This is a genomic window from Symbioplanes lichenis, from assembly GCF_030709675.1.
Lineage (GTDB): Bacteria > Actinomycetota > Actinomycetes > Mycobacteriales > Micromonosporaceae > Actinoplanes > Actinoplanes lichenis.
This window is the reverse complement of the sequence record NZ_JAUZQD010000009.1, coordinates 290259-316726: the sequence shown is the minus strand read 5'-3', so window position 1 is coordinate 316726 and position 26468 is coordinate 290259. Positions and strand designations below refer to the sequence as shown.

Here is a 26468-nt window from a genome sequence, read left to right as displayed (position 1 = left end):
CAGGGCGGCGTGACCGTCCTTTGTCGCGCATGACGGCCACCTCCGGCCCGCTGAACATCGACAACTGTTCCATGGCGACGATTGTCCTCCGCGAGGTCCGCGCACACCTCATCGGATTCGATTTTCCGAGTGCCACATTCGCTCGGCGAGTTCGTGCCCGGTGCGAAAAACGGCGGCGTGATTCGCGTAACAGAAGGCACGTGACGGGGAGGCGGCACGTGACGGGGAGGCGGTGGAAGAACAGCGCGTCAGCGGCCGTCCTCGCGGCGGTGGATCTGGTCGATCAGCTCCGCGGCCATCGACTTGATGGTTTCCAGGCCCGGGCGGCCCCACGGGCGCGGCTCCACGTCGACCACGCAGATGGTGCCCAGGGTCGTGCCCGTACGGTCGATGAGCGGCGCCCCCAGGTAGGAGCGGATGCCGATCTCGTCGACCACCGGGTTGCCGGCGAAGCGCGGGTAGTCGCAGACGTCGTCGAGGACCAGCGCCTTGCGGCGGACCACCACGTGCGGACAGTAGCCGTGGTCCCGGTCCATGACCCGGCCGGGCGTCGCCGCGTCGTCGCCTCGGGAGACGGTGTGGAGGCCGGCGAAGTACTGGCGGTCGGCGCTGATGAAGTTGACCATCGCGTACGGGGCGCCGGTCACTTCGGTCAGCCGCCGCGCGAACTCGTCGAACTCGGGGACCGGCTGGTCGCCCAGGCCCAGGTCGGCGAGGCGGCGCATGCGCAGGGGCACTTCGGGGTCGACCGGGGTCAGCGGGTGGTGGGGGGCGGAGTCGTAGATCATGCCGGGCTCCCTACGGGCGTCGGTGAGGAGAGGAGGTGGCGGACGAGGCGGATGAGCACGCCGGTGGCCGACCGGGCGTCCCGCGCGTCGCAGGTGACGATCGGGACCGCGGGGTCGAGGTCGAGCGCCGCGCGCAGGTCCGGCGCCTGATAGCGGTACGCACCCTCGAACTCGTTGACCGCGACGACGAAGCGGATGCCCCGCGACTCGAAGAAGTCGACGGCCGCGAAGCAGTCCTGCAGCCGGCGCGTGTCGGCGAGCACCACCGCCCCGAGCGCGCCCGCGGACAGCTCGTCCCACATGAACCAGAAGCGCTCCTGGCCGGGCGTGCCGAAGAGGTAGAGGATGTGGTCCTGGTCGACGGTGATGCGGCCGAAGTCGAGGGCCACCGTCGTGGTCGCCTTGCTCTCCACGCCGGCCAGGTTGTCCGTGCCGATGCTGGCGGAGGTGATGAGCTCCTCCGTGCGCAGCGGCTCGATCTCGCTGACCGCGCCCACGAAGGTGGTCTTGCCGACCCCGAAGCCGCCCGCGATCAGCAGCTTGAGGGCGGTGGGCAGGCTCGGCAGGGGCTCAGAGCCGTCGTTGTAGGGCATCGAGAATGGTCTCCAGTACCGACGTGGTGGTGGGATCGTCCGGCTTGCCGGGCGACCGGGTGTGGACGGCGCCGGCGTCGACGAGGTCCGAGAGCAGGATCTTCGTGACGACGGCGGGCAGGCGCAGGCGCGCGGCCACCTCGGCGACCGTCGTGGGGCTGCGGCAGAGTCCGAGCGCCTGGGCGTGGTCCGGCTCGAGGTGGCCGTGCGGCTGCCGGCCGGTCGCGATCACCATGGACAGCAGTTCCATGCGGGTGCTGGGCTCGGTGCGGCCGTTGCTCACCGTGTACGGCCGGACGAGCCGCCCCGCCGCCTCGTCGAGCCACGGCTCCTGCTCGGCACCCACGGCCGTCACCGCGCCGGGGGCCGGGCGGGCGTACCGAGGTAGGGCTTGACGCTCTTGACCAGCTGGGCCATCTCGTAGCCGAGCACGCCCGGGTCGGCCGCCTTGCCGGCGAGGACCGCGAGCACCGCGCCGGAGCCGGCCGCGGTCACGAAGAGCAACGAGCCGTCGAGCTCCGCCACCACCTGGCGCACGTCGTCCCCGCCGTCGAAGCGGATGCCCGCGCTGCGCGCCAGCGAGAAGAGCCCGGAGGCGATCGCCGCGAGGTGGTCCGCGCTGTCGTCGTCGAGCCCGTGCGCGGCCTTGCGCAGCCCGTCCGACGAGAGCAGCAGCACGCTGCGGGTGTGCGGGACGCGGTCGGCGAGGCCGGACAGCAGCCAGGCCAGGCTCTGGGCCGGGCGGACCGGATCGTTCGTGAGCATGGGGACCTCTCTCAGCGGGGCTCGGTGCCGGTCGGCTCGCCTGCCTCGCCTCGCGAGACACCACGCAGGTACGACGCCATCAGGCTGGGGTCGTGCACCTCGGTGTCCTCCTCGGGGTCGCTGGCGCGCTCCGGGGGTCCCGCCTGCAACTGCGGCGCCAGATGGGTCTGGCTGTGCCGGCGGGGGAGTGGGGGCGGAGCGTCGGCGGGGCCGTCTCCGGCAGCACCGGTCAGGAGCATGACGTCGGTGTCGGGCTCCGGATCGGCGTTCTCTTCGGGGGCGGGAGCGGCCGGGGCGGGCCACTCGGGGGGTGACGCGGTGAGCTGGGCGCGGGCTGTCGCCCGTACCGTCGGGGCGGGCGGGACCGGCGCGGCGGCCGGGACCACCGCGGTCTCGCCCTCCTCGGTGACCGGGCCGAGGAGCTGGCGCGGCAGGACGACCACGGCCTGGGTGCCGCCGTAGATGTTGCTCTGCAGCTGCACGGTGATGCCGTGCTGGCGGGCGATCATCGAGACCACGAAGAGGCCGATCCGGCCGTCCTGCAGCAACTCGTCGAGGTCGACGTCGTCGGGGTCGGCGAGCAGCCGGTTGACCCGCTCGCGGTCCGCGGCCGGGATGCCGAGCCCGCGGTCCTCCACCTCGACGACCATGCCGGCCGCCACGGCCTGCGCCCGCAGCAGCACCTGCGTCTGCGGCGGCGCGAACATCGTGGCGTTCTCGATGAGCTCCGCGACCAGGTGGATGATGCTGGCGACGGCGTGCCCGGGCACGGTGCCCTCGATCGGCGGCACGAGCTTGACCCGCGAATAGTGCTCGACCTCGGCGATCGCCGAGCGCAGCACCTCGGTCAGCACGACCGGCCGGCTCCACTGCCGGCGCGACACCGTGCCGCCCAGCACCGCGAGGTTCTCGGCGTGCCGGCGGATGCGGGTCGCGAGATGGTCGACCTGGAACAGGCCCTTGAGCAGGTCGGGGTCCTCGACCTCGTTCTCCAGGGCGTCCAGCAGCATGATCTCGCGGTGGACCAGGGACTGCAGCCGCCGCGACAGGTTGACGAAGACCTCGACCTGACGGCCGGAGTGCGACCGCACCACGACGGGACGCGACTCGGCCTCGCGCAGCCGCTCCTTGAGCGCCGCGGCCTCGGCCGCTTCCGCCTTGGCCTGGTCGGCCTCCGCCCGTACGAGATCAAGGGTGGCCCGGGCGTGCGCGGCGACCGTCTGCGCGTCGGCTGCGGCCGCCTGGGCCTGCGCGACGACGGCGCGCGCGGTCACGACCTCGGCCCGGGCTGCCGTCGCCTCGGCCACCTGCTGGGCCAGCTCGGCCCGCGTGGCCTCGAGGTCGGCCCGCCCGGCGCCGGCGTCGGCCCGGGACCGGTTGGCCTCGGCCTGGGCGCGTGCGCCCTCGGCCTGGGCCCGGCTTGCTTCCGTACGCGCATCCGCGGCGTACGCCCGGGCCTCGGCGGCCTCCGCCCGGAGCACCACGATCCGCTCGTCGGCCTGCCGGGCGGCCCGCCCCGCACTGGCCGCCGTCACGGCGATCACGAGCAGGCCGGCCACGAACGCGGCGATCAGCGCGCCCTCGGTCGCGTCCACCCCGCCGGACCACAGGTAGCCGATCGCCACCGCGAAGAGGACGGCGGCCGCGGCGGCGGGCAGAACACCGAGCCGCACGAGACGCCCCCGCAGCGCGGCATCGTCCGAACCGGACGGGGCGGGAAGAACTGTATCGGGCATGAGCATCCTCGAGCGGCGAGAGGCGTCGGGGGATGACCAGTGGATATCCACTGTGGAAGCGACGCCCACTCTAGTGCGCCCGGCCGACTTGTCCAGCGGGGAGAACGGCCCGCCCGGTCGCCCATCGAGCCCGATCACTGCCGCGCGACCGGCCCGGACGCGGCGGCGGGGCCGTCACCTGGCCCCGGGACGAACCGGTAACGGTCTCGCGTCAAAAGGGCACAGCCCCGAAATTTCCGGGCACTTGCGATGAACCTTACGGTCCGTCCGGGGTTCTTCCCGCTTCTTCCGTACGCGCGTCGCGCCCGGCGGCGCCGAACGACGTGCGAAGGGCCGGCCCGAGTTGCCGGGCCGGCCCTTGCTCCGCTCGCGGGACCTCGTGTCGCGCGGGCGTCCTTCGCGCTTCCCTGCACGCTTTCGTCGCGCGGGTCGTGTTCCCGCGCGCTTCCCTCGCGTGGATCCTGTTTCTTCGCGCGGTCAGTGCGTGGGCTGGACGCTGGGCTGCGACCCCTGCCGGAACGGCGTCCGCGCCCCCGTCGCCAGGTCGACCAGCATGACCCAGGACCCGTTCTTGTACGTGCCCGTCGCCACGGCGCGGCCGGCGTCGATGTACGCGAGCTCCCGGTCCTGGCTGGCGCCGACGGTCCGCTTCGCCCCGGAGGCGGTGTCGTACTCGACCACGTGCACCGGCTGGTTCGCCGCCGGGGTCTCGCCCTGCTCGTACGCGGTCCAGGCCAGCTTCGCCCCGTCGGCCCGCCAGCTCGGCACGACCGCGAAGCCCGAGTTCTGCCGGCTGCCGCCCCCGTAGGCCGCGACCGTCTTCTCGCCCCCGGTGGCCAGCGTGCCCACGGTCAGGCACGCGTCGTAGAGCGACTCGCAGTCCCCGCCGCGGAAGGCGACGCGGGTGCCGTCGGGGGACCAGGCCACGGCATCGTCCGTACGCAGCCGCTCGCTGAGCGATCCGGTCGCGGCGGCCTGGGCGGCGGGCTCGGCCGGCAGCTCCTCCTCGCGGCAGTACGCGGGGAAGACGACCTCGGGCGCGGCGTTCACCGTCGTCGCCGAGATGCGGTAGACCCCGGGGCCGCCCGAGCAGGACAGCGACGCGAAGGCGATCGACTGCCCGTCCGGCGACCAGCTCGGCCCGGCAGCCGCCCGCGTGGTGACCCGGCGCTTGGCGGTGCCGTCGGCCTTCATGACCCACAGCTGCCCGCCCTTGAGCAGCGCGATCGACTGCCCGTCGGGCGACCAGCGGGGCCGCGACCAGCCGCCGCCGGTGGTCACCCGCGACTCCGCGGTGCCCCGGCTGACGTAGACGTCGCCGGACCGCACGTATGCGACCGCGGCCGGCGCGGCCGCCCTGGCACCGGCTGCCGCCTCCGCCGCCACGGGAGCCACCAGCCCCGCCCCGGCGATGCCCGCCACCACCACTGCCACCCGCGCCGCAATCCGGACCTGCATGGTCAACGCCCCCCGACGTCGTCTTCCGCCTACACCGCAGTCATCGTCGCAACCGGCCCGCACCTAAGCGGTTCCCACCCCGAAACCCCAACAAATCCGAACCGTTCGGACGACCCGCCTCCGTCCGCTTTCCCGTGGACCCGCCCCGCCCGGACAAAGCCCCCAAAGCGCACGGCTGCCCGAAACCGAGATCGAGAGAGGAGCGTCGCCCGCCCCGACGCCGGCCCAGGCGACCCGGGTGAGACGCGTCGCCGGGCAGATGAGCCGGACCGTCGAGCCGGCGGGCGGCCGGGCGCGGGCGGCCGGTGTGCCGCCGTTCGCCCGGCCCGGCAGGAAACCCCCGGCGGGCGCGGTCAACGGCCGAGCGGCCGGCCCCGGTGCCCGGGCGAGCAAGATCCGCGGCTCGGCCGTGAGCAGCCCGCCCGCCCGGCCGTGAGCAGCCCGCCCGCACGGCGCGAACCGTGCGGGCGGGTGCCTGGCCGTGAGTGCGGCAGGGATCAGGCGGCGTCGGTGCTCCACATCGCCGTGAAGGCCGCGGCCTCGCCGGCGAGCCAGCGCTCGACGTCGCCCGTCCTGGTCGCCGGGTCGGGGCGGTGGGTCACCCCGCGGCGGAGGTCGACCAGGACCGGCTCGGCGTTGGGCAGGATCTGGTCCATGTGGCGGGCCATGAGGTGGAGGGTGGCGGTCACCACCTCGGGCGTCGGGGGCTGCTCGTCGAAGTGCAGCCGGACGGCCTCGCGGCGCCCGTCCTCGTGGTGCAGGCCGAAGTGGGGATTGATCTTCACGGCGAGCGGGCCGACCGAGGTCAGCGCCTCGCGGGTCTGGGCGAGCCCGACCTCGCCCGGGTCGCCGAGCGAGCGCAGATAGGTCAGGGCGCCGGTGCTCACGGCCTCGTAGAGCGGCTTCCACCGGGGCTTGACCAGCTCGGTGACGCCCTCGAGATAGCTGCCGCCGGTGCGGAAGGCGATGTCGGCCTTGAGGGCCTTGACGAGCTGACCGTGCGGGTTGAAGCCGCTGCGCCGCTCGCGCTGGCGGCGCAGGCCGCCGACGAAGGTGGCCTTCGCCGGGCCGGTCCGGGCCACATAGCGGGTGAAGGCCAGCATTGTCGCGTAGGGCGGGATGGTCGGGATCGAGGTGGACATTACGGGCGTCGTCACAGTGATCTCCCCGCAGCTCAGGCGCCGTTTTCGTACACACATACTAATCGACGGGTACGACATTTCCCAACGCGCAGGTGAGCGCCTCGACACGGTGCGTGATCTTGGTGGAGACTGCGGGGATGGCATTGATCCGGTGCAACTTCATGTCCGAGACGCTCGAGCTGGGCACGTCCATGACCGTCCTGTTGCCGCAGCGGACGGCCGCGCAGATCGGGCTTTCCGGCGAGGGAGGCGCCACGGACGATCCGCCGCCGGTGCTCTATCTGTTGCACGGGCTCACGGACGACGACACGGCGTGGACCCGCTACAGCTCGATCGAGCGCTATGCCGCCGCCAAGGGTCTCGCCGTCGTCATGCCGCAGGTGCATCGCAGTTTCTACACCGACGAGAAGTACGGCCTCAAGCACTGGACCTTCCTGTCCGAGGAGCTTCCCGCGATCGTCGCGAGCATGTTCCGGGTGTCGGCGCGGCGGGAGGACACGTTCGTCGCCGGGCTGTCGATGGGCGGCTACGGCGCGCTCAAGTGGGCGCTGCGGCAGCCCGGCCGGTTCGCGGCGGCGGCCAGCCTGTCCGGGGCGCTCGATGTGGCGTACATGCTCGAGCACGACCAGCGGCCGCACGTCGCCGACCTCATCGGCCGGGTGTTCGGTGGGGCCGACCCGGCCGGCACCGACGACGACCTGCTGCACCTGTTGACGAAGGCGGACGACCGGCTGCCGGAGTTGATGGTGCGGTGCGGCACCGAGGACCACCTGTTGCCGCACAACGAGCGGTTCGTCGCGGCGGCCCGCAAGGAGAATGTCGCGCTGGAGGTCGGCTTCGGCCCCGGCGCGCACGTCTGGGACTACTGGGACGAGCACATCCAGGCCGTGCTCGACTGGCTGCCGCTGGACCGTTAGAGCTGCAGGGCCGAGGCCATGCGCGCCTGCTCCTCGAGCACTTCGTTCATCCGCTCCTGCACGGCGCTGATCTGCCCGATGGTGTCGCTGGTCGTGAGGATGCCGCTGGAGACCGTACGCGCGCTGTTCTGAATGCCGTTGATCTGCTCGGACACGCGCTGGGTGGCCTCGGCCGTCTCGCGGGCCAGATCCTTGACCTCGCCGGCGACGACGGCGAAGCCGCGGCCGACCTCGCCCGCCCGGGCGGCCTCGATGGTCGCGTTGAGGGCGAGCAGGTTGGTCTGGTCCGCGATGGCCGAAATGATCTTGATGACGTCGCCGATGGCGGTCGAGGCCCGGCCCAGCGCCTCGACCTCCTGGGTCATCTCCGACGCGCGGGCCACGGCGTCCTGGGCGACCCGGGTCGCGTCGTCGCTCGCCGCGCGCAGGCGGGAGATCGTGTCGAGCAGGTTCCGCGAGTTCTCGGCCGCCGTCTCGTTGCCGCGGACGATGTCGAGCCGCTGCGACACCAGCTGCTGCACGTTGCGCAGCGCCGACGCCCGGGAGTCGGACAGCTCGATGTACTCCGTCGTGAAGAAGTCCATCGTGCCGATGATCCGGCCGTGGCTCAGGATCGGGAAGCAGACGCCCGAGCGCACGCCGGCCCGCTGCGCCGCGGGCGCCCGTACGCAATCGGTCAGCTCGCCGATGTCCCGCACGAAGACCAGGTCCCGGGCGCGCCAGGCGCGGCCGGACAGGCCGACGCCCTCGGCGAAGGTCGCCGCGAGAGTCACCTTGCGGAACTCGTCGCCGGCCGAGCCCGATTCGATCTTGAACTTGAGCACGTTCTGGGTGTCGTCGAGCTCCCAGAACGACCCGTACGCCCAGCCGAACGCCGACCGCACCGAGTCCAGCGCGATCCGCAGCGTCGACATGGGGTCGGTGGCCTCACCGAGCGCGGTGACGACGTTCGTGACGGCGAGCCGGTCGTCGGCGACCTGGCGCAGCTCGGCCGCGGCGAGGGCGTTGAACCGGGCCTGCTCGGCGATCCGCGCGATGGACGCCCACTTCTCGCTGCGCGGGCCGTCGATGTAGAGCGGCTCGGCCGAGTAGTACTCCAGCGCCGCGATGACCTGGTTGTCCCGGATGACCGGGGTGATGATCGCCGCGTGCATGCCGGTGCGCCCGGCGGCCTGGCAGCGCAGGCAGTCGCTGCACTGGTCCATCTGGCCGACGTACACGGGCTGCTTGGTCCGGATGGCCTTGCCGACCAGCCCGGCGTCGGCCGGCACCGGCTTGCCCTGGATCACGGCCTGCATCTCGCGCACGATCGTCCCGGTCTCGTACGCGACGGTGACCTGGCCCGTGCCGGTCGGCAGCCACACGGCCCCGTAGCTGAAGTTGTGCGAGCTCACCGTGCTGTCGACCGTGATGCGCCAGGCGGACTCCTCGTCCTGGGCGCCGGTGAGGTCGATGATCAGCTTCTCGAGGCTCTCGACGTCACGGGGGATCGGCATGCCCGCTGCCGGGCCCTGCCGTTCCGCCGAACGCGACCGGAATGAGACCACCGCGGAACTCCTGTCACTCGCGAACCTCCTCATCATCGGACAAGCCGGACCCCTCCGGCGGGCGAATCGGTGAACCCGGGTTGCGCTCCGGTTTCCACCGCTCAAGCGCTCGGGGGCCGTACCGATCAGGAGCGCGATGCCGGCGAACGCCCGACGAACGGAGATCAGGATGCCCCGCGCCGCCAGGACCGTCGTGGTCTCCCTCGTCACCGCGCTCGCGCTCGGCACCGGAACACAGGCCGCCTTCGCCGCCACCCGCGCCTCGGTGCCGCCGCCGCCCGGGGAGGGTATTCCCGCGGACGGTACGCCCGGAGCGCCCGAGTTCGACCCGTGGGACGACTCGGCCATGATCGAGGACACCCAGCCGCACGTCGGCGGGTACGTCGCGAACACCGAGCGGTACCTCGCCAGCCCGAGCGCCGTGACGACCGGCATCCCGGCCGCCGTCGACCTGCGCCCCTACGCGCCGGCGGTCGGCGACCAGGGCTCGATCGGCCAGTGCGTGGCGTGGACGATCTCGCGCAACCTCATGGGCTGGTACGCGAACCGGACCGGCGGGGTCGACTCCCCGTACGCGCCGCTGTTCCTCTACATGCGCAACGTCGTCGCGGGCGGGGCGCCGAGCCGGGGCCTCAACCCGGACACGGTGCTCGCCAACGTGCAGGCGAACGGCGTCGACAGCCAGGACGACTACTTCCAGGGCACCAGCAACTACAAGGTGGCGCCGACCTCCGCCGAGATCGCGAACGCCGGCAACTACAAGATCACCGGCTGGACCCGGCTGTGGAGCGGCGCCAACCAGGGCGACAACGCCGAGACGGCGATCAAGCAGGCGCTGGCCAACAACCAGCCGGTGGCCATCGGCTTCAACGTCTTCCAGGACTTCATGGACCTGGGCCCGCACAGCCTCTACAGCACCACGAGCGGCACCAGCCTCGGCGGCCACATGATCACCGCCTTCGGGTACGACGCCGACGGCATCTACGTCCGCAACCAGTGGGGTACGGGCTGGGGCAACGACGGCGACGCGCACCTCTCGTGGAGCTTCGTCGAGACGGTGGTCTCCGGCGCGTACACCATCAACGGCATCGCGACGCCCTCCTCCTCGGTCACCGTCGCGCCGCAGGTGACGGCCCTGTCGACGACGAAGGGGCCGGCGGGCACGTCGGTCACCGTCACGGGGGCCGGGCTGGCCAAGGCGACCGCGGTCCGGTTCGGCGGCGCGAGCGCGACCTTCAGCAAGACCGTCACCAACGGTGTCACGCGCCTGGTCGCGGCCGCCCCGCGCGGCGTCACGGGCGTGGCCGACGTGACGGTCACCAACGCGGCGGGCACGAGCGACGGCAGCGGTACGGCCGACGACTTCTCCTTCACGCAGGCGCCCCCGGCGCTCACGGCGATCAGCCCGTCCAGCGTGAGCCGGGACGGCGGCACGACCATCACCCTGACCGGCACCGACCTGGCCGGCGCGACCTCGGTGAAGGTGGGCACCTCGATCGTCGCGCCCGCGTCGGTCAGCGACACGACGGTGACGTTCGTGGCGCCCGCGCACACCACCGGCAACGTGCCGGTGACGGTCACCACGGGCGGCGGGACGACCGGCTACCGCTATCTGCTGTACGTGGCCTCGGGCGTCCCCACGCTCAGCAAGCTCACGCCGGCGACGGGCGTCAGCACCGCCGTCCAGACGACCGTGGTCGTCACGGGCACCAACCTCGTCAACATCCGCTCGGTCAAACTGGGCACGACGGCGCTCGGCTACACGGTGGTGAGCGCGACCACGCTGAAGGTCTTCGTCAAGAAGCGCGCGACCGGCTCGGCGTCACTCGTGGTCACCACCGCCGGGGGTACGAGCAACGCGCTCACGTACACCGCCAAGGCGCCCGCCAAGCCGGCCATCACCTCGCTGAGCCCGGCGATCGGGCTCACGACGACGTCGACCGCCGTGGTGATCAACGGCGGCGGGTTCACCGGGGCGACCCGGGTGGCGATCGGCGGGCGGGCGGTGTCGTTCACCCGGGTGTCCGACTCGCAGCTCAAGTTCACGGCCCCGGCGCGCCGGGCCGGCAAGGTCACAGTCGTCGTCACCGGGCCGGGCGGCGTGAGCAAGAGTGCGACCTTCACCTACTCGGCGAGCGTCCGGCCGCTCATCAGCTCGCTGGCCCCGGCCCAGGGCAGCACCGCGAAGATGACCAAGGTGAGCGTCACCGGGCGGTATCTGAGCAAGGTGACGATCGCCTACTCGGCCGGCAAGCGGGCCAGCTTCCAGCGGGTCAGCGACACCCGGCTGACGCTGACCCTCGTCCGCCACGCCGCCGGCAAGGTGTCGGTGCAGGTGCGCTCGGCGGCGGGCTACAGCGGGAAGCTGACCTTCACGTACGTGAAATAGCCCTTCCCGGCGTTCTCGCGGCCCGAACCCGGCCGTTGTGACGGCCCGCACTCGGCCGTTGTCACGGCCCGGCTCAGTCGCTGTCGCGGGTCTGCTCGGCCAGGAAGCGCTCCAGCTCGGCGCCCAGCTCGTCGGCGCTGGGCAGGTTGCGGCCCGGCTCGGCGAGGAGGTTGCTGTCCCGGCCCCGGACGAAGGCGTCGTACTGCGCCTCGAGCGAGGTGACCAGGCGCCCGGCCTGCTCGTCGTCGGCGACCTGCTTGTCGACCTCCTCGCGCACCTCGGCGGCGGCCTCGTGCAGCTGGAGGGTGGGCAGGACCAGGCCGGTGCTGTTGGCGACCGACTCGATGAGCAGCTCGGCCGCGGCCGGATAGGACGTCTGGGCCAGGTAGTGCGGGACGTGGGCGGCGTAGCCCATGGCGTCGAGGCCGGCCTCGCCGAGGCGGAACTCGAGGAGGTTGCCGACGCTGGCCGGCACCTGCACCTTCTGCAGCCAGGACTCGTGCTCGCCGAGCAGGCGCTGCTCGGTGGCGTGGGCGGTCATGCTGACCGGGCGGGTGTGCGGCACGGCCATCGGGATCGCGTTGAGGCCCACGGTGACGCTCACGCCGAAGCGGCCGATGAGCTGGCGGACGGCGGCGATGAAGCGCTCCCACTGCAGGTCCGGCTCGGGCCCGGCGAGCAGCAGGAACGGGGTGCCGGTGAGGTCCTTGACGAGGTGCAGGGCGAGGCTGGGCTGCTCGTAGCTCTCCCAGTGGTCCTCGACGAAGATCATGGGCGGGCGCCGGGACCGGTAGTCCAGCAGCTGGTCGAGGTCGAAGGTCGCGAGGACCCGGCTCTCGAACTCCTCCAGCAGATGTTCGCGGGACAGCTGGATCGCGCTCCCCGCGTCGACGAACCCCGTCAGCGCCTGGATCAGCACCACGCTGTCCAGCTCGGGCAGGTCGTCGGCCAACTCGTAGAGCCCCTGTGGGTCGAGCACGCTGCGGACCTCCTCGTCACAACGCCCGCACTACCGGCGGGCATTGTGACCACAACACCCCGGCGCGCGGTTTCATTCCTTGATCTTTCCGTACGCCCTCCCGCCCTCGTCGAGTGCCCACGAGGGGTACGGCAGAGTCACCGGACGAGCGCGGAAAGTGTTTTCTGTCTCGGTTTGGCGTGCACGTGCATCTGCAAGGCACAATAAGACCAGGATCCCCCTCGTCCCCTCGGAGCGATCTGGTGAGTGATTCCGCCGTTCCCCCGTCCGCCACCACGTCCGACGAAGCCACCCCGCCGGGGAGCCTGTGGGCCCGGATGAAAGCCGACCCGCAATACGCGCCGGAGCATCTGGCGCTCGAGGCGGTCCGCCGCCTGGGCCCCGAGGCCCGCGACTGGGCCGGGCGCGTCCGCGAGGAGCAGCCCGGCATCACCGAGGAGGCGCTGGCCCAGCTGGCGGTGCGCCGCTTCACCAACCACGCCCGGCTGTCCGGGGCGGTCTCCGGGGCGACCGGCCTGCCCGGCGCGGTCGTCGACGTCGGCGTCCTGGCCTGGACGCAGGCGCGCATGGTGCTGCACGTGGCCGCGGCCTACGGGCTCGACCCCACCGACCCCGAGCGCGCCACCGACCTGCTCGTCCTCCAGCGCGTGCACAAGATCGCCGAGTCGGCGCGCCTGGCCCTGGGCGTCGCGGCCGGGCGCGAGCGGGCCAGCCGGCTCTTCGCCGGGGCGGCCGACCGGCCGCTGACCGGGGTGATGGTCAAGCTGGGCGTCAAGCTCGCGCAGATGGCGGGCGTACGCGCGGCGAAGCGCATGTTCGCCAAGATCGTCCCCGGCGCGGCCGTCCTCCTGGGCACCTGGGCCAACTCGGCGGCAACCAAAGATCTCGCAAGACGCACCCGGGAGCAGTACTCGGCCGCCTAATGTCGGGGCCGGTCCGGGCGATCGGGACCCCGTGACCACCACTGCTGACCGGACCGCCGGCCCGATGCGCGGCGCGCGCTGGGCGTTGCTGCTGCTCGTGCCCGTGCTGCTGGCCGGCTGCGGCGTGCTCGGCGGCTCCGGCTCGACCGCGGGCGGCGGCTCGTCGTCCGCGACCGGCCAGGCCAACGGCGCCCAGCCGTGGCAGGTCGTCGTCCGGGGCAGCGCGACGCCCACGCCCACGTACAGCAGCGGGGTCCCGCCCTATCCGAGCGCGGGACCGACGACGGGTTTCCTGCCGCTGCCCGCGGCGACCCGGGCGACGCCCACGCCGACGTGCTCGCCCAACACCGTGCACTTCTCGCAGATCCGCGCGCTCGACGTCGTGCCGGGCACCACCAGCGCGGTGGCCAGCTGGTACAACGTCGGCGGCTACAACCTGGTCGAGTACCGGCTGACCGCGATCAGCCAGGACCTCAAGTTCGGCAAGCAGCGCGATGTCGGCTGGGTGACGGTCAAGCCGGGCGCCGCCTGCGGGCCGATGACCGCCACGATCTCCGGCCTCGACCGGACGACCGGATACGTCTTCTCCCTCGACGCGGTCATCACCCGGCGCAGCGGGGACGGGACGATGGCGGGGACGCTGCTGCGGTCGCCGGTGGTGCGGACAAAGTAAGGGTGTGGGGCGCCACAGGCCGCGGCGCTCAGTTTTCTCTAAGCTCTCCGCATGGAAAGCATCGTCGAGACGGTCGTGCTCGTGGCCATCTCGGTGCTCGGCGCCGCCCTGGCCCGGCGCCTGGGATTCGTCGCACCCCTGGTCCTGCTCGTCGCCGGCCTCGCCCTGTCCTACGTGCCGGGGATGCCGGAGATCCACCTCGAGCCCGAACTCGTCCTCATCGGCATCCTGCCGCCCCTTCTCTATGTCGCCGCCCTGAACACCAACCTCGTCGCCTTCCGCCGCGCGCTGCGCCCGATCCTGCTGCTGGCCGTCGGGCTGGTGCTGTTGTCCGCGTTCGTCGTCGGCTTCGTCGTGCACATGCTGCTGCCCGACGTGCCGCTGGCCGCCTGCGTGGCACTGGGCGCGGTCGTCGCCCCGCCCGACGCGGTGTCCGCCACCGCCATCGCCCGCCGCATCGGCCTGCCCCGGCGGGTGGTCACCATCCTCGAGGGCGAGAGCCTGCTCAACGACGCCACCGCGCTGGTCACCGTGCGGATCGCCGTGGCCGCCCTGCTCGGGTCGGCGGTCGGCTTCTGGGAGATCGCCGGCGAGGTCGCGCTCAAGGCCGGCGGCGGCGTGCTGCTCGGCCTGGCCGCCGCGGTGGGCGCCGCGTGGCTGCACCGCAAGATCACCGACCCGCTGCTGGACGACGCGGTGTCGTTGCTCACCCCGTTCGTTGTCGTCATCGTCGCCGAGGAGCTGCACTCGTCGAGCGTCGTCGCCGTCGTGGTGACCGGGCTCTATCTGGGGCACCGCATCCCGTACCTGTTGTCGGCGACCTCCCGCCTGCAGATGGACGCCGTCTGGCGGCTGGTCAACTTCCTGCTCGAAGGCGTCGTGTTCCTGCTCGTCGGTCTCCAGCTGCGCGAGCTCATCGAGAACATCGAGGTCGGCCTGGCCACCACGATCCGGGTCACGGTCATGGTGTTCCTGGTGCTGGTGGTCATCCGGTTCGTGTGGATGTACCCGGCGACCTATCTGGCCCGGCTCATGCCCCGGATCCGCGCCCGCGAGGAGCGCCCGCCGGTCGCCGTGCCCACGGTCATCGCCTGGGCGGGCATGCGCGGCGTGGTGACGCTGGCGGCCGCGCTGACGCTGCCGCCCAACGACACGTTCGCGGGCAACGACTACCCGCGCGAGCTGTTCGTCTTCGTCGCCTTCGCGGTCATCGTGCTGACGCTGCTCATCCAGGGCACGACCCTGCCGTGGATGGCCCGCCGGCTGGGCGTGCGCGAGGACACCAGCAGCGCCGACGCCCTGGCCGAGGCCAACGTCCAGCACGCCGCCAGCCGCGCCGCCCGCGAGCGGCTCGAGGAGCACGCCGACGGGGCGCCCGTGTCCGTGGTCGAGCGGCTGCGCGCGCTCACCGACAGCCGGGCCAACGGGGCCTGGGAGCGGCTGGGCAACCAGCGGCAGGAGACCCCGTCCGCCGCGTACGGCAGACTGCGGCGGGAGATGATTACCGCGGAACGGCACGTCTTCAAGATCGCCCGCAACGAGGGGCGCATCTCCGAGGAGGTGCTGACCCGCGCGCAACGCGAGCTCGACCTGGAAGAGTCCCAGCTACACCGGAGCGACGATTGACCTGCCAGCACCTGAAGGAAGCCACCGAGCCGGCCCCGCAGGCGCCCTACGAGGGCGGCTGTCCCGAGTGCGTGCACGACGGCCACCACGACTGGGTGCACCTGCGGCTCTGCCTGGAGTGCGGATACGTGGGCTGCTGCGACTCCTCGCCGCGGCGGCACATGTCCGCCCACCATGACGAGAGCGGGCACCCGGTGATGCGCTCGTACGAACCGGGCGAGACCTGGAAGTGGTGCTACGTGGACGACGTCCTCGGCGCCTGACGACCGCACGACCGCCGGCCGGGCCTCCGCGCCCGGCCGGCCACCGACCCCGCCTGTCACCGCCGCCGGCCGGCCACGGACCCCGCCTGTCACCGCCGCCGGCCGGGCCACCGACTCCGCCGGCCATGACCCCGGGGCCGGCGGCCCGCCTGCCACTGGCCGCGCCTCTCACCGGCCTCGCTTGCCGGCGGCCCGCCTGCCACTGATCGCGCCTGCTTCCGAGCCGCGCTTCGGCCACCACGCCCGGAACGACCCGCTCGCCCCGGTCGAACGGCGCGTGCCGCATCCGGGGCGCGGTGAACGGCTCAACCCGCACCGACCGACGAGTGGTCCTGCCGATCGCGGCCGGCGACGTGTGGGGGGCGTGGCCGGCTCAGGCCCAGACGGCGGCGACCGCGGCGGCGAGGGTGGCGGCCTGGGCGGTGCCGGCGGCCAGGGCGGGGGCGCGACGGCCCGGGTCGAGGATGTTGCCGCCGATGGCCGCGCGGGCGGCCGCGTCCGGGGTGATCAGCAGGCTGCGCGGCGGGGCCAGGGCCGCGAGTTCGGCCTCCGGCGAGGCGCGCAGCATGCCGCCGCCGCTGGGCGCGACGACCAGCACCGCCGACGCGCCGGCCGCGAGGGCCGCGTGGGTCACCGAGTGGACGCCGCCGTCCATGTAGTGGCCGCCGTCGATGGCGACGGGCGGGAAGATGCCCGGCAGGGCGCAGCTCGCGGCGACCGCGTCGGGCAGGGGGACACCGGCGGCGGCGTCCCAGGCGGCGAGGGCGCCCGTGGCGGTGTCGACGGCGGTGATCACGAGGCGGGGCGCGGCGGGCCACTCGTGGACGGGCAGCTGGGCGGCGAAGCGGTCGACGTGGGCGGCGGGGGAGCCGACCGGCGCGGCCATGGCCAGGCCGCCGAGGCGGGCGCGGAGCTGCTCCGGGGCCAGGGACCGGTCGCCGAGCAGGGCGAATCCCTGGGCGAGGAGGCCGGCGTCGATGCGGGGTGAGAGCTCGATGTCGACGGCCGCGGCCGCGCGGGCCGCGGACGACAGGTCGGTGCCGGTGGCGAGCAGGGCGCCCACGTACGCCCCGGCGGAGGTGCCGACGACCAGGTCGTCCTCCGCCAGGGTGAGGCCGAGCCCCGCGAGCAGGCCGAGCTCCCAGGCGATGCCGGTGATGCCGCCGCCCCCGAGGACCAGCGCCCTCATGCGGCGGTCAGCCCGTCCTGCCGGGCGAGCACGATCTCCGCCTCGCGGGCGACGAAGCCGGTCGTCCGGGCGGCTGCCTCGTAGACGCCGACCGTGCGGGACCCGATCGACGGCCACGTGAAGTCCTCGCGGACCCGGCGGCGGCCGCGGCGGGCCAGGGTGCGGGCGTACTCGCGGTCGGTGAGGACAGAGGCGACGGATGCCGCCAGGGAGTCCGGGTCCTGCGGGGCGAAGGCGACGCCGGTGACGCCGGGCTCGATGATCTCGGCCAGCCCGCCGGTGGCGGCGACGGCGACCGGGGTGCCCGCGGCGGCGGCCTCCAGGGCAACCATGCCGAACGGCTCGTAGATGCTCGGCACGACGTAGCAGTCCGAGGCGCCCATCAGCGCGGTCAGCGAGTGGCCGGTGAGGAACCCCGTGAACGTCACGCCGGGCGGGGCCATCTCCTCGAGCGCGGAACGGTAGGGGCCGTCGCCCGCGATCACCACGCGCAGATCCGGGATCGACGAGCGGAGCGCGGGCACCGCGGCGAGCAGATGCTGGACGCCCTTCTCGTAGACCAGCCGGCCCGCGAAGGAGACCAGCGGGGCGTCCCCGGCGTAGGCGGACCGGGCGGCGGCGATCGCGCGCGGGCGGGCGTACCAGCGCAGGACGTCGACGCCGTTGCGCACGACGGCCGTACGGGCGGCGGGCACCGCGAACTGGCGCTGCACTTCCCGGCGCATGTAGTCGGAGCAGACGATCACGCGGGCCGCCTCGGAGGCGAGCCAGCGCTCGACGTCGTCGATCGTGCGGTTGTGCGCCTCGGGCAGGTAGCCCTGGTGCCGGCCCGCCTCGGTCGCGTGGATCGTGGCGACCAGCGGCACGTCGAGGTGCTCGCGCAGGGTCACCGCCGCGTGGGCGACCAGCCAGTCGTGGGCGTGGACGACGTCGTACCGGCCGGTGCGCGCCGCCCGCAGGGCCGCCCGGGTGAACGTGTGGTTGAAGGCGGTCGCCTCGCCCACGAGGTGCGGATAGTCCACCGGGTCCTCGGGGGCGCGGACGACGTGCACGCCCTCGGCGTACTCCTCGCGCAGCGATCCGGGCGCGTGCCGGGTGACCACCGTGACCTCGTGCCCGCCCGCGACCAGCGCGGTCGCCAGCGCGTGCACGTGCCGGCCCAGACCGCCCACCAGCAGCGGCGGATACTCCCAGCTCAGCATCAGGATTCGCATCCGGCCCTTCCCCTCACTCGCAGCACCTCGGCGACGGACCGGGCGGAGAACGGGCTGCCCGTCGCCCGGTGCGGCGGGTCGCCGTCCGCCGTCTCGCTCAACGACCCCAGCCCGGCCTCGCGCACGTGCGCCTCGAGGCCGGTCAGCAGTCCGGTCACGCCCAGGCCGGTCGCGGCGCGCGCGTCCACGTAGGCGCCGATCAGCCAGGGCCACACCGTGCCCTGGTGGTAGGCGACGTCCCGCTCGTCGCGCCCGCCGCGGTGCTCGCCCTGGTAGCCGTACTCGGCCGGGGCGAGCGTGCGCAGCCCGAGCGGGGTCAGCAGGGCCGAGCCGATCGCGCGCAGGGCCGTCCGGTCCGCCTCGGTGACCGGGCCGGCGAGCGGCGCGTGCGGCAGCGACCACGCGAACAGCTGGTTGGGCCGCAGCGACGGGTCGTCGTCGTGGGCGCCGGCGCCCAGGGGGTACGCGGACGCGGGCCCGTCGATCACGTCGTGAAGCCAGCCGTCCGGCGCCCGGAACCGCGTGGCGAACGCGTCCCTGGCCCGGGAGTGTCGCGCGCGCAGCGAGCCGAGGTCCTTCCCGGCCGCCGACCGCAGCTCGATCAGCGCCGCCAAGGCGTTGACCCACAGCGCGTTGATCTCGACCGGCTTCCCGATCCGGGGCGTGACCGGCCCGGCCGCGGTGTAGGCGTTCATCCAGCTCAGGGTCGCGGGGGAGAGGCGCAGCAGCTCGTCGTCCTGCAGCAGCGGGCCGACCCGGGCGGCCAGCATGCGGCTCAGCCCCTCGGCCAGCTCGGCGGCGAGGTCGGTGTCGCCGGTGCGGGCCACGTGCCGGTCGACGGCGTGCACCAGCCACAGCGGCGCGTCGGGGGAGTCGTGCGGGCTCCACGGCGCGTCGGGGGAGTTGCGCGCGGTGTCGCGGACCGCGGCGGCCGTCCGGGCGATCAGCAGCTCACGGCCCTCGTCGGCGCGGCCGGTCGCGAGGAACAGCCCCTCGTAGGCGGTCATCGTGTCGCCGAGGTAGCTGCCGAACCACGGGTAGCCGGCGACGACGTCGGGCCCGTCCGCCGCGGCGACGAGGAACTGGTCGGCGGCCAGGGCGAGGGGGTCGCCCTGGGCGGTGGTGATCAGCGACCGGGCCCGGTCGTGCGCGGCGGCGATCACGGCGGGCGGGGCGGCGGGCGGGCGCCGGGCCAGGTCGCCGGCCCAGGCGGAGATCTCGAGGGTGCCGCCCTCGCCGAGCCGGTCGACGAAGGTGCCGGCCAGGAACAGGTCCTCGGTCGCGACGAGCCCGCGGCCGGCTTCCTCCCGGTGCCAGGCCCCCAGATGCCAGCCGCCGCCGGGCTGCCAGCCCGGGCCGCTGATCCGGTACGCCCCGGCGACGACCGCCCCGTCCGCCAGCTGCTCGACGTCGAGGGCGGGCCCGGTGGCGTAGCGCTCGCCGTGCGCGTCCCGCCACGTGCAAATCGCCGCGACCGCCAGCCCCACGGGCTCCGGAGCGGCGACGACGCGGTGGACGACGGCGAGGGCCGGCCGCCCGTACGCCAGAGCGAGCTCGCGCTCCACGACCACGTCCCCCACCCGCCACCGCCACCGGGGCAATCCGTCGGCGAGGGTGAACGTCTCGAGGTGCCGATGGCCCTCGGGGGACACCGCGCCGGACTCCCACTGGTGCGTGTAGAGCGGCACCCGCGCCCCGGACGGCAGTGTCAGCGTCAGGTCCAGCGCGGCGAGCGCGGTGTGCCGGACGCCCGTGGCGGGGTCGGCCACCGTGAGCAGCGAGTGATAGCGCCGCGTGCGCAGGCCGGCGACCGTGCCCGTGGCGAAGCCGCCGGTGCCGTCGGTGACCAGCCACTCCCATCCGGCACCACCGTCCGCGGCCAGGGAACCGGTGATGATCTGGGGACTTCGCGGCACGGTTCCCTTAATGCTCGGGCTGATCTTCGCTAAACCCACTGGCCGGGTGACGCCGCCCACACGAGTTACCGGTGATCGGACGGTCGCCCGTCCGCGGTCCGATCGGTCCGTAAGAATGACCGTGACGCGGTCGCGCAGGATTGGACCGGCGCGTGGCGGGGAAACGCGATCCTGCCCGCGGCGAAGCCCTCGTGGCCGCGAGGTACCCGACTGGTCGAGGGCTGGGAGCAACAACATGCAGGTGTGGCCGGGTCACCGGTATCCGCTGGGCGCGACATATGACGGCACGGGCACCAACTTCGCGATCTTCTCGGAGGTCGCCGAGGCGGTCGAGCTGTGTCTCTTCGACGCGTCGGGCAACGAGCGCAAGGTCCAGCTGCACGAGCAGGACGCGTTCGTCTGGCACGCCTATCTGCCGGGGGTGGAGCCCGGCCAGCGGTACGGCTACCGCGTCTACGGCCCGTACGACCCGTCCCGCGGCCTGCGGTGCAACCCGCACAAGCTGCTGCTGGACCCCTACGCCCGGGCCGTCGACTCGGACATCGACTGGCACCCGTCGCTGTACGCCTACGACTTCGCCAACCCCGATCAGATGTCGGATCTGGACTCGGCGCCGCACATGGCCAAGGGCGTGGTCGTCAACCCGTACTTCGACTGGGGCAACGACCGGCGCCCGGACATCCCGTACCACCACTCGGTGATCTACGAGACCCACGTGAAGGGCCTGACCCAGCGCCACCCCGACGTGCCGCCGGAGATGCGGGGCACGTACGCGGCGATCGGGCACCCGGCCGTCATCGAGCACTTCGCGAAGCTGGGCGTCACCGCGGTCGAGCTGATGCCGGTGCACCAGTTCGTGCACGACAACCGCCTCGACGACCTGGGCCTGCGCAACTACTGGGGCTACAACACGCTCGGCTTCTTCGCGCCCTACCACGGCTATTCCGCGATGGGCGCGCTCGGCCAGCAGACCCAGGAGTTCCGGGGCATGGTCAAGGCGCTGCACGCGGCCGGCATGGAGGTCATCCTCGACGTCGTCTACAACCACACGGCGGAGGGCAACCACCTCGGCCCGACGATGAGCCTCAAGGGCATCGACAACCGGACCTACTACCGGTTGGTGGACGACCAGCCCAACTTCTACATGGACTACACCGGCACGGGGAACAGCCTCAACGTGCGCAGCCCGCAGAGCCTCCAGCTGATCATGGACTCGCTGCGTTACTGGGTCACCGAGATGCACGTCGACGGGTTCCGCTTCGACCTCGCCTCGACGCTGGCCCGCGAGTTCTACGACGTGGACCGGCTGTCGACGTTCTTCGAGGTCGTGCAGCAGGACCCGGTGGTCGGCCAGGTCAAGCTGATCGCCGAGCCGTGGGACGTCGGGCCCGGCGGCTACCAGGTGGGCAACTTCCCGCCGAACTGGACGGAGTGGAACGGCAAGTACCGCGACACCGTCCGCGACTTCTGGCGCGGCGAGCCGGCGACGCTCGCCGAGTTCGCCAGCCGCATCACCGGCTCCGCCGACCTCTACCAGGACGACGGCCGCAAGCCCTTCCACTCGATCAACTTCGTCACCGCGCACGACGGGTTCACGCTCAACGACCTGGTCTCGTACAACGACAAGCACAACGAGGCCAACGGCGAGGAGAACCGCGACGGCGAGAGCCACAACCGGTCGTGGAACTGCGGCACCGAGGGGCCGAGCGACGACAAGGGCGTGCTGCAGCTGCGGGCCAAGCAGCGGCGCAACTTCCTGGCCACGCTGATGCTGAGCCAGGGCGTGCCGATGATCTCGCACGGCGACGAGCTGGGCCGCACCCAGGGCGGCAACAACAACGCCTACTGCCAGGACAACGAGATCAGCTGGATCGACTGGGACAACGCGGACGAGACGCTGCTCGAGTTCACCCGCAAGCTGACCGCCTTCCGCCACCGGCACCAGGTCTTCCAGCGGCGGCGCTTCTTCACCGGCCTGCCGGTCACCGCGCGCGGCGGCGGCGACCCGCTGCCCGACCTCGAGTGGTTCACCCCGGACGGGCGGCAGATGGCCGGCGACGACTGGGGCAACGACTTCGGCCGGGCGGTCGCGCTCTTCGTCAACGGCGAGGGCATCCGCGAGCGCGGCCAGTACGGCCAGCGCCACGTCGACAGCTCCTTCCTGCTGTTCTTCAACGCCCACGACGCGCCCATCGAGTTCCACACCCCGCCCGCCGAGTACGGCGAGAAGTGGGAGAAGGTCATCGAAACGGCCGAACCCTCGCCCGACCGCCCGAACGTGGTCGAGGCGGGCAACACGATCCTCGTTCCGGACCGCTCGCTCATCGTGTTGGACAGGACGGTTTGATGCCCTTCTCCGGTACCTACCGCATTCAGGTACGCCCCGACTTCCCCCTGCCCGAGGCGGCCAAGCTGGCCGATTACCTGGCCGACCTCGGCGCCAGCCACATGTACACGGCTCCGATCCTCACCGCCGCGCCCGGCTCCGAGCACGGCTACGACGTCGTCGACCACACCCAGGTCAGCCCCGCGCTCGGCGGCGAGCAGGGGCGGCTGGAGCTCAAGGCCGCCCTCGAGGCCGCCGGGCTGGGCCTGGTCGTCGACATCGTGCCCAACCACGCCGGGGTGGCCGTGCCCCACGCGAATCCGACGTGGTGGGACGTGCTCAAGAACGGCGAGCAGTCGCCGTACGCGAAGTTCTACGACATCGACTGGTCACGCGGCAAGATCCTGATCCCGGTGCTGGCCGACGAGCCGGACGCGCTCGACCAGCTCCGGGTCGAGGATGGCGAGCTGCGCTACTACGACAAGCGCTATCCGATCGCCGAGGGCACCGGCGAGGGCTCGCCGCGGGAGGTGCACGAGCGGCAGAACTACGAGCTGGCCAACTGGACGCGCGGCGACAGCGAGATCAACTACCGCCGGTTCTTCACGATCACCGACCTGGCCGGGCTGCGCGTCGAGGACCCCGAGGTCTTCGAGGCCACGCACAAGGAGATCCTGCGCTGGGTGGCCGAGGGTTCCGTACAAGGTCTGCGGGTGGACCACCCCGACGGTTTGCGTGACCCGGGCGGCTACCTGGAGATGCTGCGGGCCGCCGCCCCGGACGCGTGGCTGGTCATCGAGAAGATCCTCGAGCCGGGCGAGGAGATGCCGGACTGGCCCGTCGCCGGCACCACCGGCTACGACGCGCTCTCCGAGGTGGGCGGCGTCTTCGTCGACGGCACCACCGAGGCGTTCTTCGACACCCTCGACCACCACCTGACCGGCACCACGACGACGTGGGAGAACCTGGTCCACGACACCAAGTACGCCCACGCGACCAAGCAGCTCGCGGCCGAGAACGCCCGGCTGGCGCGGCTGATGCCGGACGAGGACACCGCGCCCCGGGCCCTCGCCGAGCTGGCGGCGTGCTTCCCGGTCTACCGCACCTACATGCCGTTCGGCTCGCGGCACCTGGCCAAGGCCCGCGCCGAGGCCGGTCGCCGCCGCCCCGAGCTGATCCCGTGCCTCGACAAGCTCGTCGCCCGGCTGCGCAATCCGGCCGACGAGCTGGCGCTGCGCTTCCAGCAGTACACCGGCGCGGTCATGGCCAAGGGCGTCGAGGACACCGCGTTCTACCGCTGGACCCGCTTCACGGCGCGCAACGAGGTCGGCAACGACCCGTCGAAGTTCGGCGTCTCCCCGGACGAGTTCCACGACCTCACCGAGGCGCGGCATCGGCGCTGGCCGGAGAGCATGACCACGCTCTCGACCCACGACACCAAGCGCAGCGAGGACGTGCGGGCCCGGCTCGCCGTGCTCAGCGAGCTGCCCGGCGACTGGACCGAGGTGGTGCGCCGCTGGGTCCGCACGGCCCCGCTCAGCGATCCGGCGATGGCGCACCTGGTGTGGCAAGCCGCGGTCGGGGCCTGGCCGATCTCCCGCGAGCGGCTCCACGCGTACGCGCTGAAGGCCGCCAAGGAAGCCGGCAGCGCGACCACCTGGACCACGCCCGACGAGCGCTTCGAGACGCAGCTCAAGGAGATGGTCGACCGGATCTACGACGACCCGGCGCTGCACAGCGAGGTCGCGGGGTTCGCGCAGTCGATCACCCCGCCGGGCTGGTCGAACTCGCTCGGCCAAAAGCTCGTGCAGCTGGCGATGCCCGGCGTCCCGGACGTCTACCAGGGCACCGAGCTGTGGGACTTCTCGCTGGTCGACCCGGACAACCGGCGCCCGGTGGACTTCGCCGAGCGGCGCGAGCTGCTCAGCCGCATCGACGACGGGTGGCTGCCGCCGGTCGACGCGACCGGGGCAGCCAAGCTGCTGGTCACCAGCCGCCTGCTGCGGTTGCGCAAGCAGCGGCCCGAGCTCTTCACGAGCTACAAGCCGGTGTACGCCGACGGGCGCACCGCCGAGCACGTGCTCGCCTTCGACCGGGGCGGCGTGGTGGCCGTGGCGACCCGCCTGCCGGTCGGATTGTCACGCCACGGCGGCTGGCACGACACCACGCTGACACTCGACGGCCACACGTGGACGGAAGTCTTCACGAACACCACGTACGGCGGCAATCGCCTGGCAGTGGCCGACATCCTTCAGACCTACCCCGTCGCCCTGCTGGTGAAAGAGTGAGCATGACCGAGTTCGCCGTGTGGGTGCCCGAGACAACCGTCAAGCTGTCGATCGGCGGCGAGGAGCGGGAGATGGAGCGCGGGGACGACGGGTGGTGGCGCGCCGAGGTCGCCGACGCCGGTCCCGGGACGGATTACGCGTACCTTCTGCCGGATCACGACACGCCCCTTCCCGACCCGCGCTCGAAGTGGCAGCCTCAGGGGGTGCACGGCCCCAGCCGGGTGTACGACCACGCGGCCTTCCCGTGGTCCGACGGCTCCTGGACCGGCCGCCAGCTGCCCGGGTCGGTCCTCTACGAGCTGCACATCGGCACCTTCACCCCCGAAGGCACGTTCGACGCTGCGATCGAGCGCCTGGACCACCTGGTCGACCTCGGCGTCGACCTGGTCGAGCTGCTGCCGGTCAACGCGTTCAACGGCGAGTACAACTGGGGTTACGACGGCGTGTGCTGGTTCGCGCCGCACGAGGCGTACGGGGGGCCCGACGGGCTCAAGCGCTTCGTCGACGCGGCGCACGCCAAGGGGCTCGGCGTGGTGCTGGACGTGGTCTACAACCACTTCGGCCCCAGCGGGGCGTACGCGCCGATGTTCGCGCCCTATCTGAGCGCCGCGGGCAACAACCCGTGGGGCGACTCGGTCAACCTCGACGGTCCCGAGTCCGACCAGGTGCGCCGCTACATCATCGACAGCATTCTGGGCTGGCTGCGCGACTACCACGTGGACGGGCTGCGCCTGGACGCCGTGCACGCGCTGGTCGACCACAACGCCGTCCACCTGCTGGAGCAGATCGCGACCGAGGTCGAGAGCCTCTCCGCGCACCTGCGCCGGCCGCTGTCGCTGATCGCGGAGTCCGACCTCAACGACCCGACGCTGATCACCCCGCGCGAGGGCCACGGCTACGGCCTGCACGCCCAGTGGGCCGACGACGTGCACCACGCGCTGCACACGCTGCTCACCGGGGAGCGGCAGGGCTACTACGGCGACTTCGGCTCGCTGGAGTGCCTGGAGACGGTGCTGACCGGCGCCTTCTTCCACGCGAACACCTGGTCGAGCTTCCGGCGCCGGCACCACGGGCGGCCCGTCGACCGGCAGCGGACGCCGGGTCACCGCTTCGTCGCGTACCTGCAGAACCATGACCAGATCGGCAACCGCGCGATCGGCGACCGGATCTCCGCGACGCTGTCGCCGGGTCTGCTCAAGGTCGGCGCGACGCTGTTGCTGACCTCGCCCTTCACCCCGATGCTCTTCATGGGCGAGGAGTGGGCGGCGAGCAGCCCGTGGCAGTTCTTCACCAGCCACCCCGAGCCCGAGCTGGCGGCGGCGGTGCAGAACGGCCGGCGGCGCGAGTTCGCCGAGCACGGCTGGGCCGAGGCCGAGGTGCCCGACCCGCAGGACCCGGCGACCTTCGAGCGCTCCAAGCTGGACTGGTCCGAGGCCGCCAAGCCGGGGCACGCGGAGATCCTCGACCTCTACAAGACGCTGATCGCGCTGCGCAAGGAGCACACCGACCTGTCCGACCCGCGGCTGGACAAGGTCGAGGTGTCGCACGGCGATCAATATGTCGTCATGCGCCGCGGCCGATGTGTCGTGGCGGCGAACCTGGCCGGGGTGGCGCAGACCGTGAGCCTGCAGTCAACGCCGAGCAAGGTGCTGCTGGCGACCGGCCCCGGCGTGGTCCTCCAGCGCGACCGCGTCGAGCTGCCCGCCGAGACCGCGGTGATCGTGTACGCCCGCTGA

Annotated in this window: 22 protein-coding genes; 10 read left to right on the top strand and 12 right to left on the bottom strand. The window is 72.6% G+C overall.

All coding sequences use genetic code 11. The features are described 5' to 3' along the window. Positions 1-248 precede the first annotated feature (248 nt). From RAN62_RS23450 to RAN62_RS23425, 6 genes are all read right to left on the bottom strand, one after another. Positions 249-788 (bottom strand): GAF domain-containing protein, encoded by a 540-nt coding sequence (locus RAN62_RS23450; RefSeq protein ID WP_305786875.1) that lies wholly within the window; start codon positions 786-788, stop codon positions 249-251. After that, on the bottom strand, positions 785-1381 hold the full coding sequence (locus RAN62_RS23445; protein ID WP_305786874.1) for a GTP-binding protein: 597 nt from the start codon (positions 1379-1381) through the stop codon (positions 785-787). The genes RAN62_RS23450 and RAN62_RS23445 overlap by 4 nt, the downstream gene beginning before the upstream one ends. Further along, complete coding sequence (locus RAN62_RS23440) at positions 1359-1727, bottom strand: DUF742 domain-containing protein (protein ID WP_305786873.1); 369 nt, start codon at positions 1725-1727, stop codon at positions 1359-1361. Before RAN62_RS23440 ends, RAN62_RS23445 begins: the two co-directional genes overlap by 23 nt. A 5-nt stretch (positions 1728-1732) precedes the next feature. Further along, entirely contained in the window at positions 1733-2146 is a 414-nt protein-coding gene (locus tag RAN62_RS23435; RefSeq protein WP_305786872.1) for a roadblock/LC7 domain-containing protein, read from the bottom strand. A gap of 11 nt (positions 2147-2157) precedes the next feature. After that, positions 2158-3882 carry a sensor histidine kinase gene (locus tag RAN62_RS23430; RefSeq protein WP_305786871.1) on the bottom strand — a complete coding sequence of 575 codons (1725 nt, stop codon included), beginning with the start codon at positions 3880-3882 and terminating at the stop codon, positions 2158-2160. Positions 3883-4359: 477 nt separating this feature from the next. Further along, the gene (locus RAN62_RS23425) at positions 4360-5340 is read right to left on the bottom strand and encodes a TolB family protein (RefSeq protein WP_305786870.1); all 981 of its coding nucleotides are present in this window, start codon (positions 5338-5340) and stop codon (positions 4360-4362) included. Between the two features lie 238 nt (positions 5341-5578). Here RAN62_RS23425 and RAN62_RS23420 point away from each other — a divergent pair, with 238 nt between their 5' ends. Beyond that, complete coding sequence (locus RAN62_RS23420) at positions 5579-5776, top strand: hypothetical protein (protein ID WP_305786869.1); 198 nt, start codon at positions 5579-5581, stop codon at positions 5774-5776. A 61-nt stretch (positions 5777-5837) separates the two neighbouring features. Here the strand turns inward: RAN62_RS23420 and RAN62_RS23415 are convergent, their stop codons facing one another. Further along, on the bottom strand, positions 5838-6482 hold the full coding sequence (locus RAN62_RS23415) for a hypothetical protein (protein ID WP_305786943.1): 645 nt from the start codon (positions 6480-6482) through the stop codon (positions 5838-5840). A gap of 137 nt (positions 6483-6619) precedes the next feature. Here RAN62_RS23415 and RAN62_RS23410 point away from each other — a divergent pair, with 137 nt between their 5' ends. Continuing rightward, positions 6620-7399 carry an alpha/beta hydrolase gene (locus RAN62_RS23410; protein ID WP_305786868.1) on the top strand — a complete coding sequence of 260 codons (780 nt, stop codon included), beginning with the start codon at positions 6620-6622 and terminating at the stop codon, positions 7397-7399. On the opposite strand, the gene RAN62_RS23405 is transcribed toward RAN62_RS23410, so the two are convergent. Beyond that, positions 7396-8895: a GAF domain-containing protein gene (locus RAN62_RS23405; RefSeq protein ID WP_305786867.1), complete on the bottom strand. Its 1500-nt coding sequence runs from the start codon at positions 8893-8895 to the stop codon at positions 7396-7398. The genes RAN62_RS23410 and RAN62_RS23405 overlap by 4 nt on opposite strands. 220 nt (positions 8896-9115) lie before the next feature. Between RAN62_RS23405 and RAN62_RS23400 the strand changes: the two genes are divergently transcribed. Further along, a complete protein-coding gene (locus RAN62_RS23400) occupies positions 9116-11335 on the top strand; it encodes an IPT/TIG domain-containing protein (RefSeq protein ID WP_305786866.1) in 2220 nt (739 codons plus the stop codon). Between the two features lie 73 nt (positions 11336-11408). On the opposite strand, the gene RAN62_RS23395 is transcribed toward RAN62_RS23400, so the two are convergent. Further along, positions 11409-12314 (bottom strand): proteasome assembly chaperone family protein, encoded by a 906-nt coding sequence (locus RAN62_RS23395; RefSeq protein ID WP_305786865.1) that lies wholly within the window; start codon positions 12312-12314, stop codon positions 11409-11411. A 242-nt stretch (positions 12315-12556) separates the two neighbouring features. Between RAN62_RS23395 and RAN62_RS23390 the strand changes: the two genes are divergently transcribed. Genes RAN62_RS23390 through RAN62_RS23375 form a run of 4 tightly spaced genes read left to right on the top strand, consistent with a single transcriptional unit; the run spans position 12557 to position 15799 of the window. Further along, positions 12557-13237 (top strand): EcsC family protein, encoded by a 681-nt coding sequence (locus RAN62_RS23390; protein ID WP_305786864.1) that lies wholly within the window; start codon positions 12557-12559, stop codon positions 13235-13237. Positions 13238-13268: 31 nt separating this feature from the next. Then, on the top strand, positions 13269-13910 hold the full coding sequence (locus RAN62_RS23385; protein ID WP_305786863.1) for a hypothetical protein: 642 nt from the start codon (positions 13269-13271) through the stop codon (positions 13908-13910). A gap of 51 nt (positions 13911-13961) precedes the next feature. After that, positions 13962-15536, top strand: a complete 1575-nt coding sequence (locus RAN62_RS23380; RefSeq protein WP_305786862.1) for a Na+/H+ antiporter — start codon at positions 13962-13964, stop codon at positions 15534-15536. Then, positions 15533-15799: a UBP-type zinc finger domain-containing protein gene (locus RAN62_RS23375; RefSeq protein ID WP_305786861.1), complete on the top strand. Its 267-nt coding sequence runs from the start codon at positions 15533-15535 to the stop codon at positions 15797-15799. The genes RAN62_RS23380 and RAN62_RS23375 overlap by 4 nt, the downstream gene beginning before the upstream one ends. Positions 15800-16172: 373 nt before the next feature. On the opposite strand, the gene RAN62_RS23370 is transcribed toward RAN62_RS23375, so the two are convergent. Genes RAN62_RS23370 through RAN62_RS23360 form a run of 3 tightly spaced genes read right to left on the bottom strand, consistent with a single transcriptional unit; the run spans position 16173 to position 20118 of the window. After that, a complete protein-coding gene (locus RAN62_RS23370) occupies positions 16173-16988 on the bottom strand; it encodes a patatin-like phospholipase family protein (RefSeq protein ID WP_305786860.1) in 816 nt (271 codons plus the stop codon). Then, positions 16985-18202 (bottom strand): glycosyltransferase family 4 protein, encoded by a 1218-nt coding sequence (locus tag RAN62_RS23365; RefSeq protein WP_305786859.1) that lies wholly within the window; start codon positions 18200-18202, stop codon positions 16985-16987. Before RAN62_RS23365 ends, RAN62_RS23370 begins: the two co-directional genes overlap by 4 nt. Then, positions 18190-20118, bottom strand: coding sequence for an amylo-alpha-1,6-glucosidase (locus tag RAN62_RS23360; protein ID WP_305786858.1), 1929 nt, complete (start codon positions 20116-20118; stop codon positions 18190-18192). Before RAN62_RS23360 ends, RAN62_RS23365 begins: the two co-directional genes overlap by 13 nt. Positions 20119-20353: 235 nt before the next feature. Between RAN62_RS23360 and glgX the strand changes: the two genes are divergently transcribed. The 3 genes from glgX to treZ are packed head-to-tail and all read left to right on the top strand — an operon-like array spanning position 20354 to position 26468. Beyond that, a complete protein-coding gene (gene glgX / locus RAN62_RS23355) occupies positions 20354-22465 on the top strand; it encodes a glycogen debranching protein GlgX (protein WP_305786857.1) in 2112 nt (703 codons plus the stop codon). Beyond that, positions 22465-24732: a malto-oligosyltrehalose synthase gene (gene treY / locus RAN62_RS23350; protein WP_305786856.1), complete on the top strand. Its 2268-nt coding sequence runs from the start codon at positions 22465-22467 to the stop codon at positions 24730-24732. The genes glgX and treY overlap by 1 nt, the downstream gene beginning before the upstream one ends. 2 nt (positions 24733-24734) lie before the next feature. Then, the gene (gene treZ, locus RAN62_RS23345) at positions 24735-26468 is read left to right on the top strand and encodes a malto-oligosyltrehalose trehalohydrolase (RefSeq protein ID WP_305786855.1); all 1734 of its coding nucleotides are present in this window, start codon (positions 24735-24737) and stop codon (positions 26466-26468) included.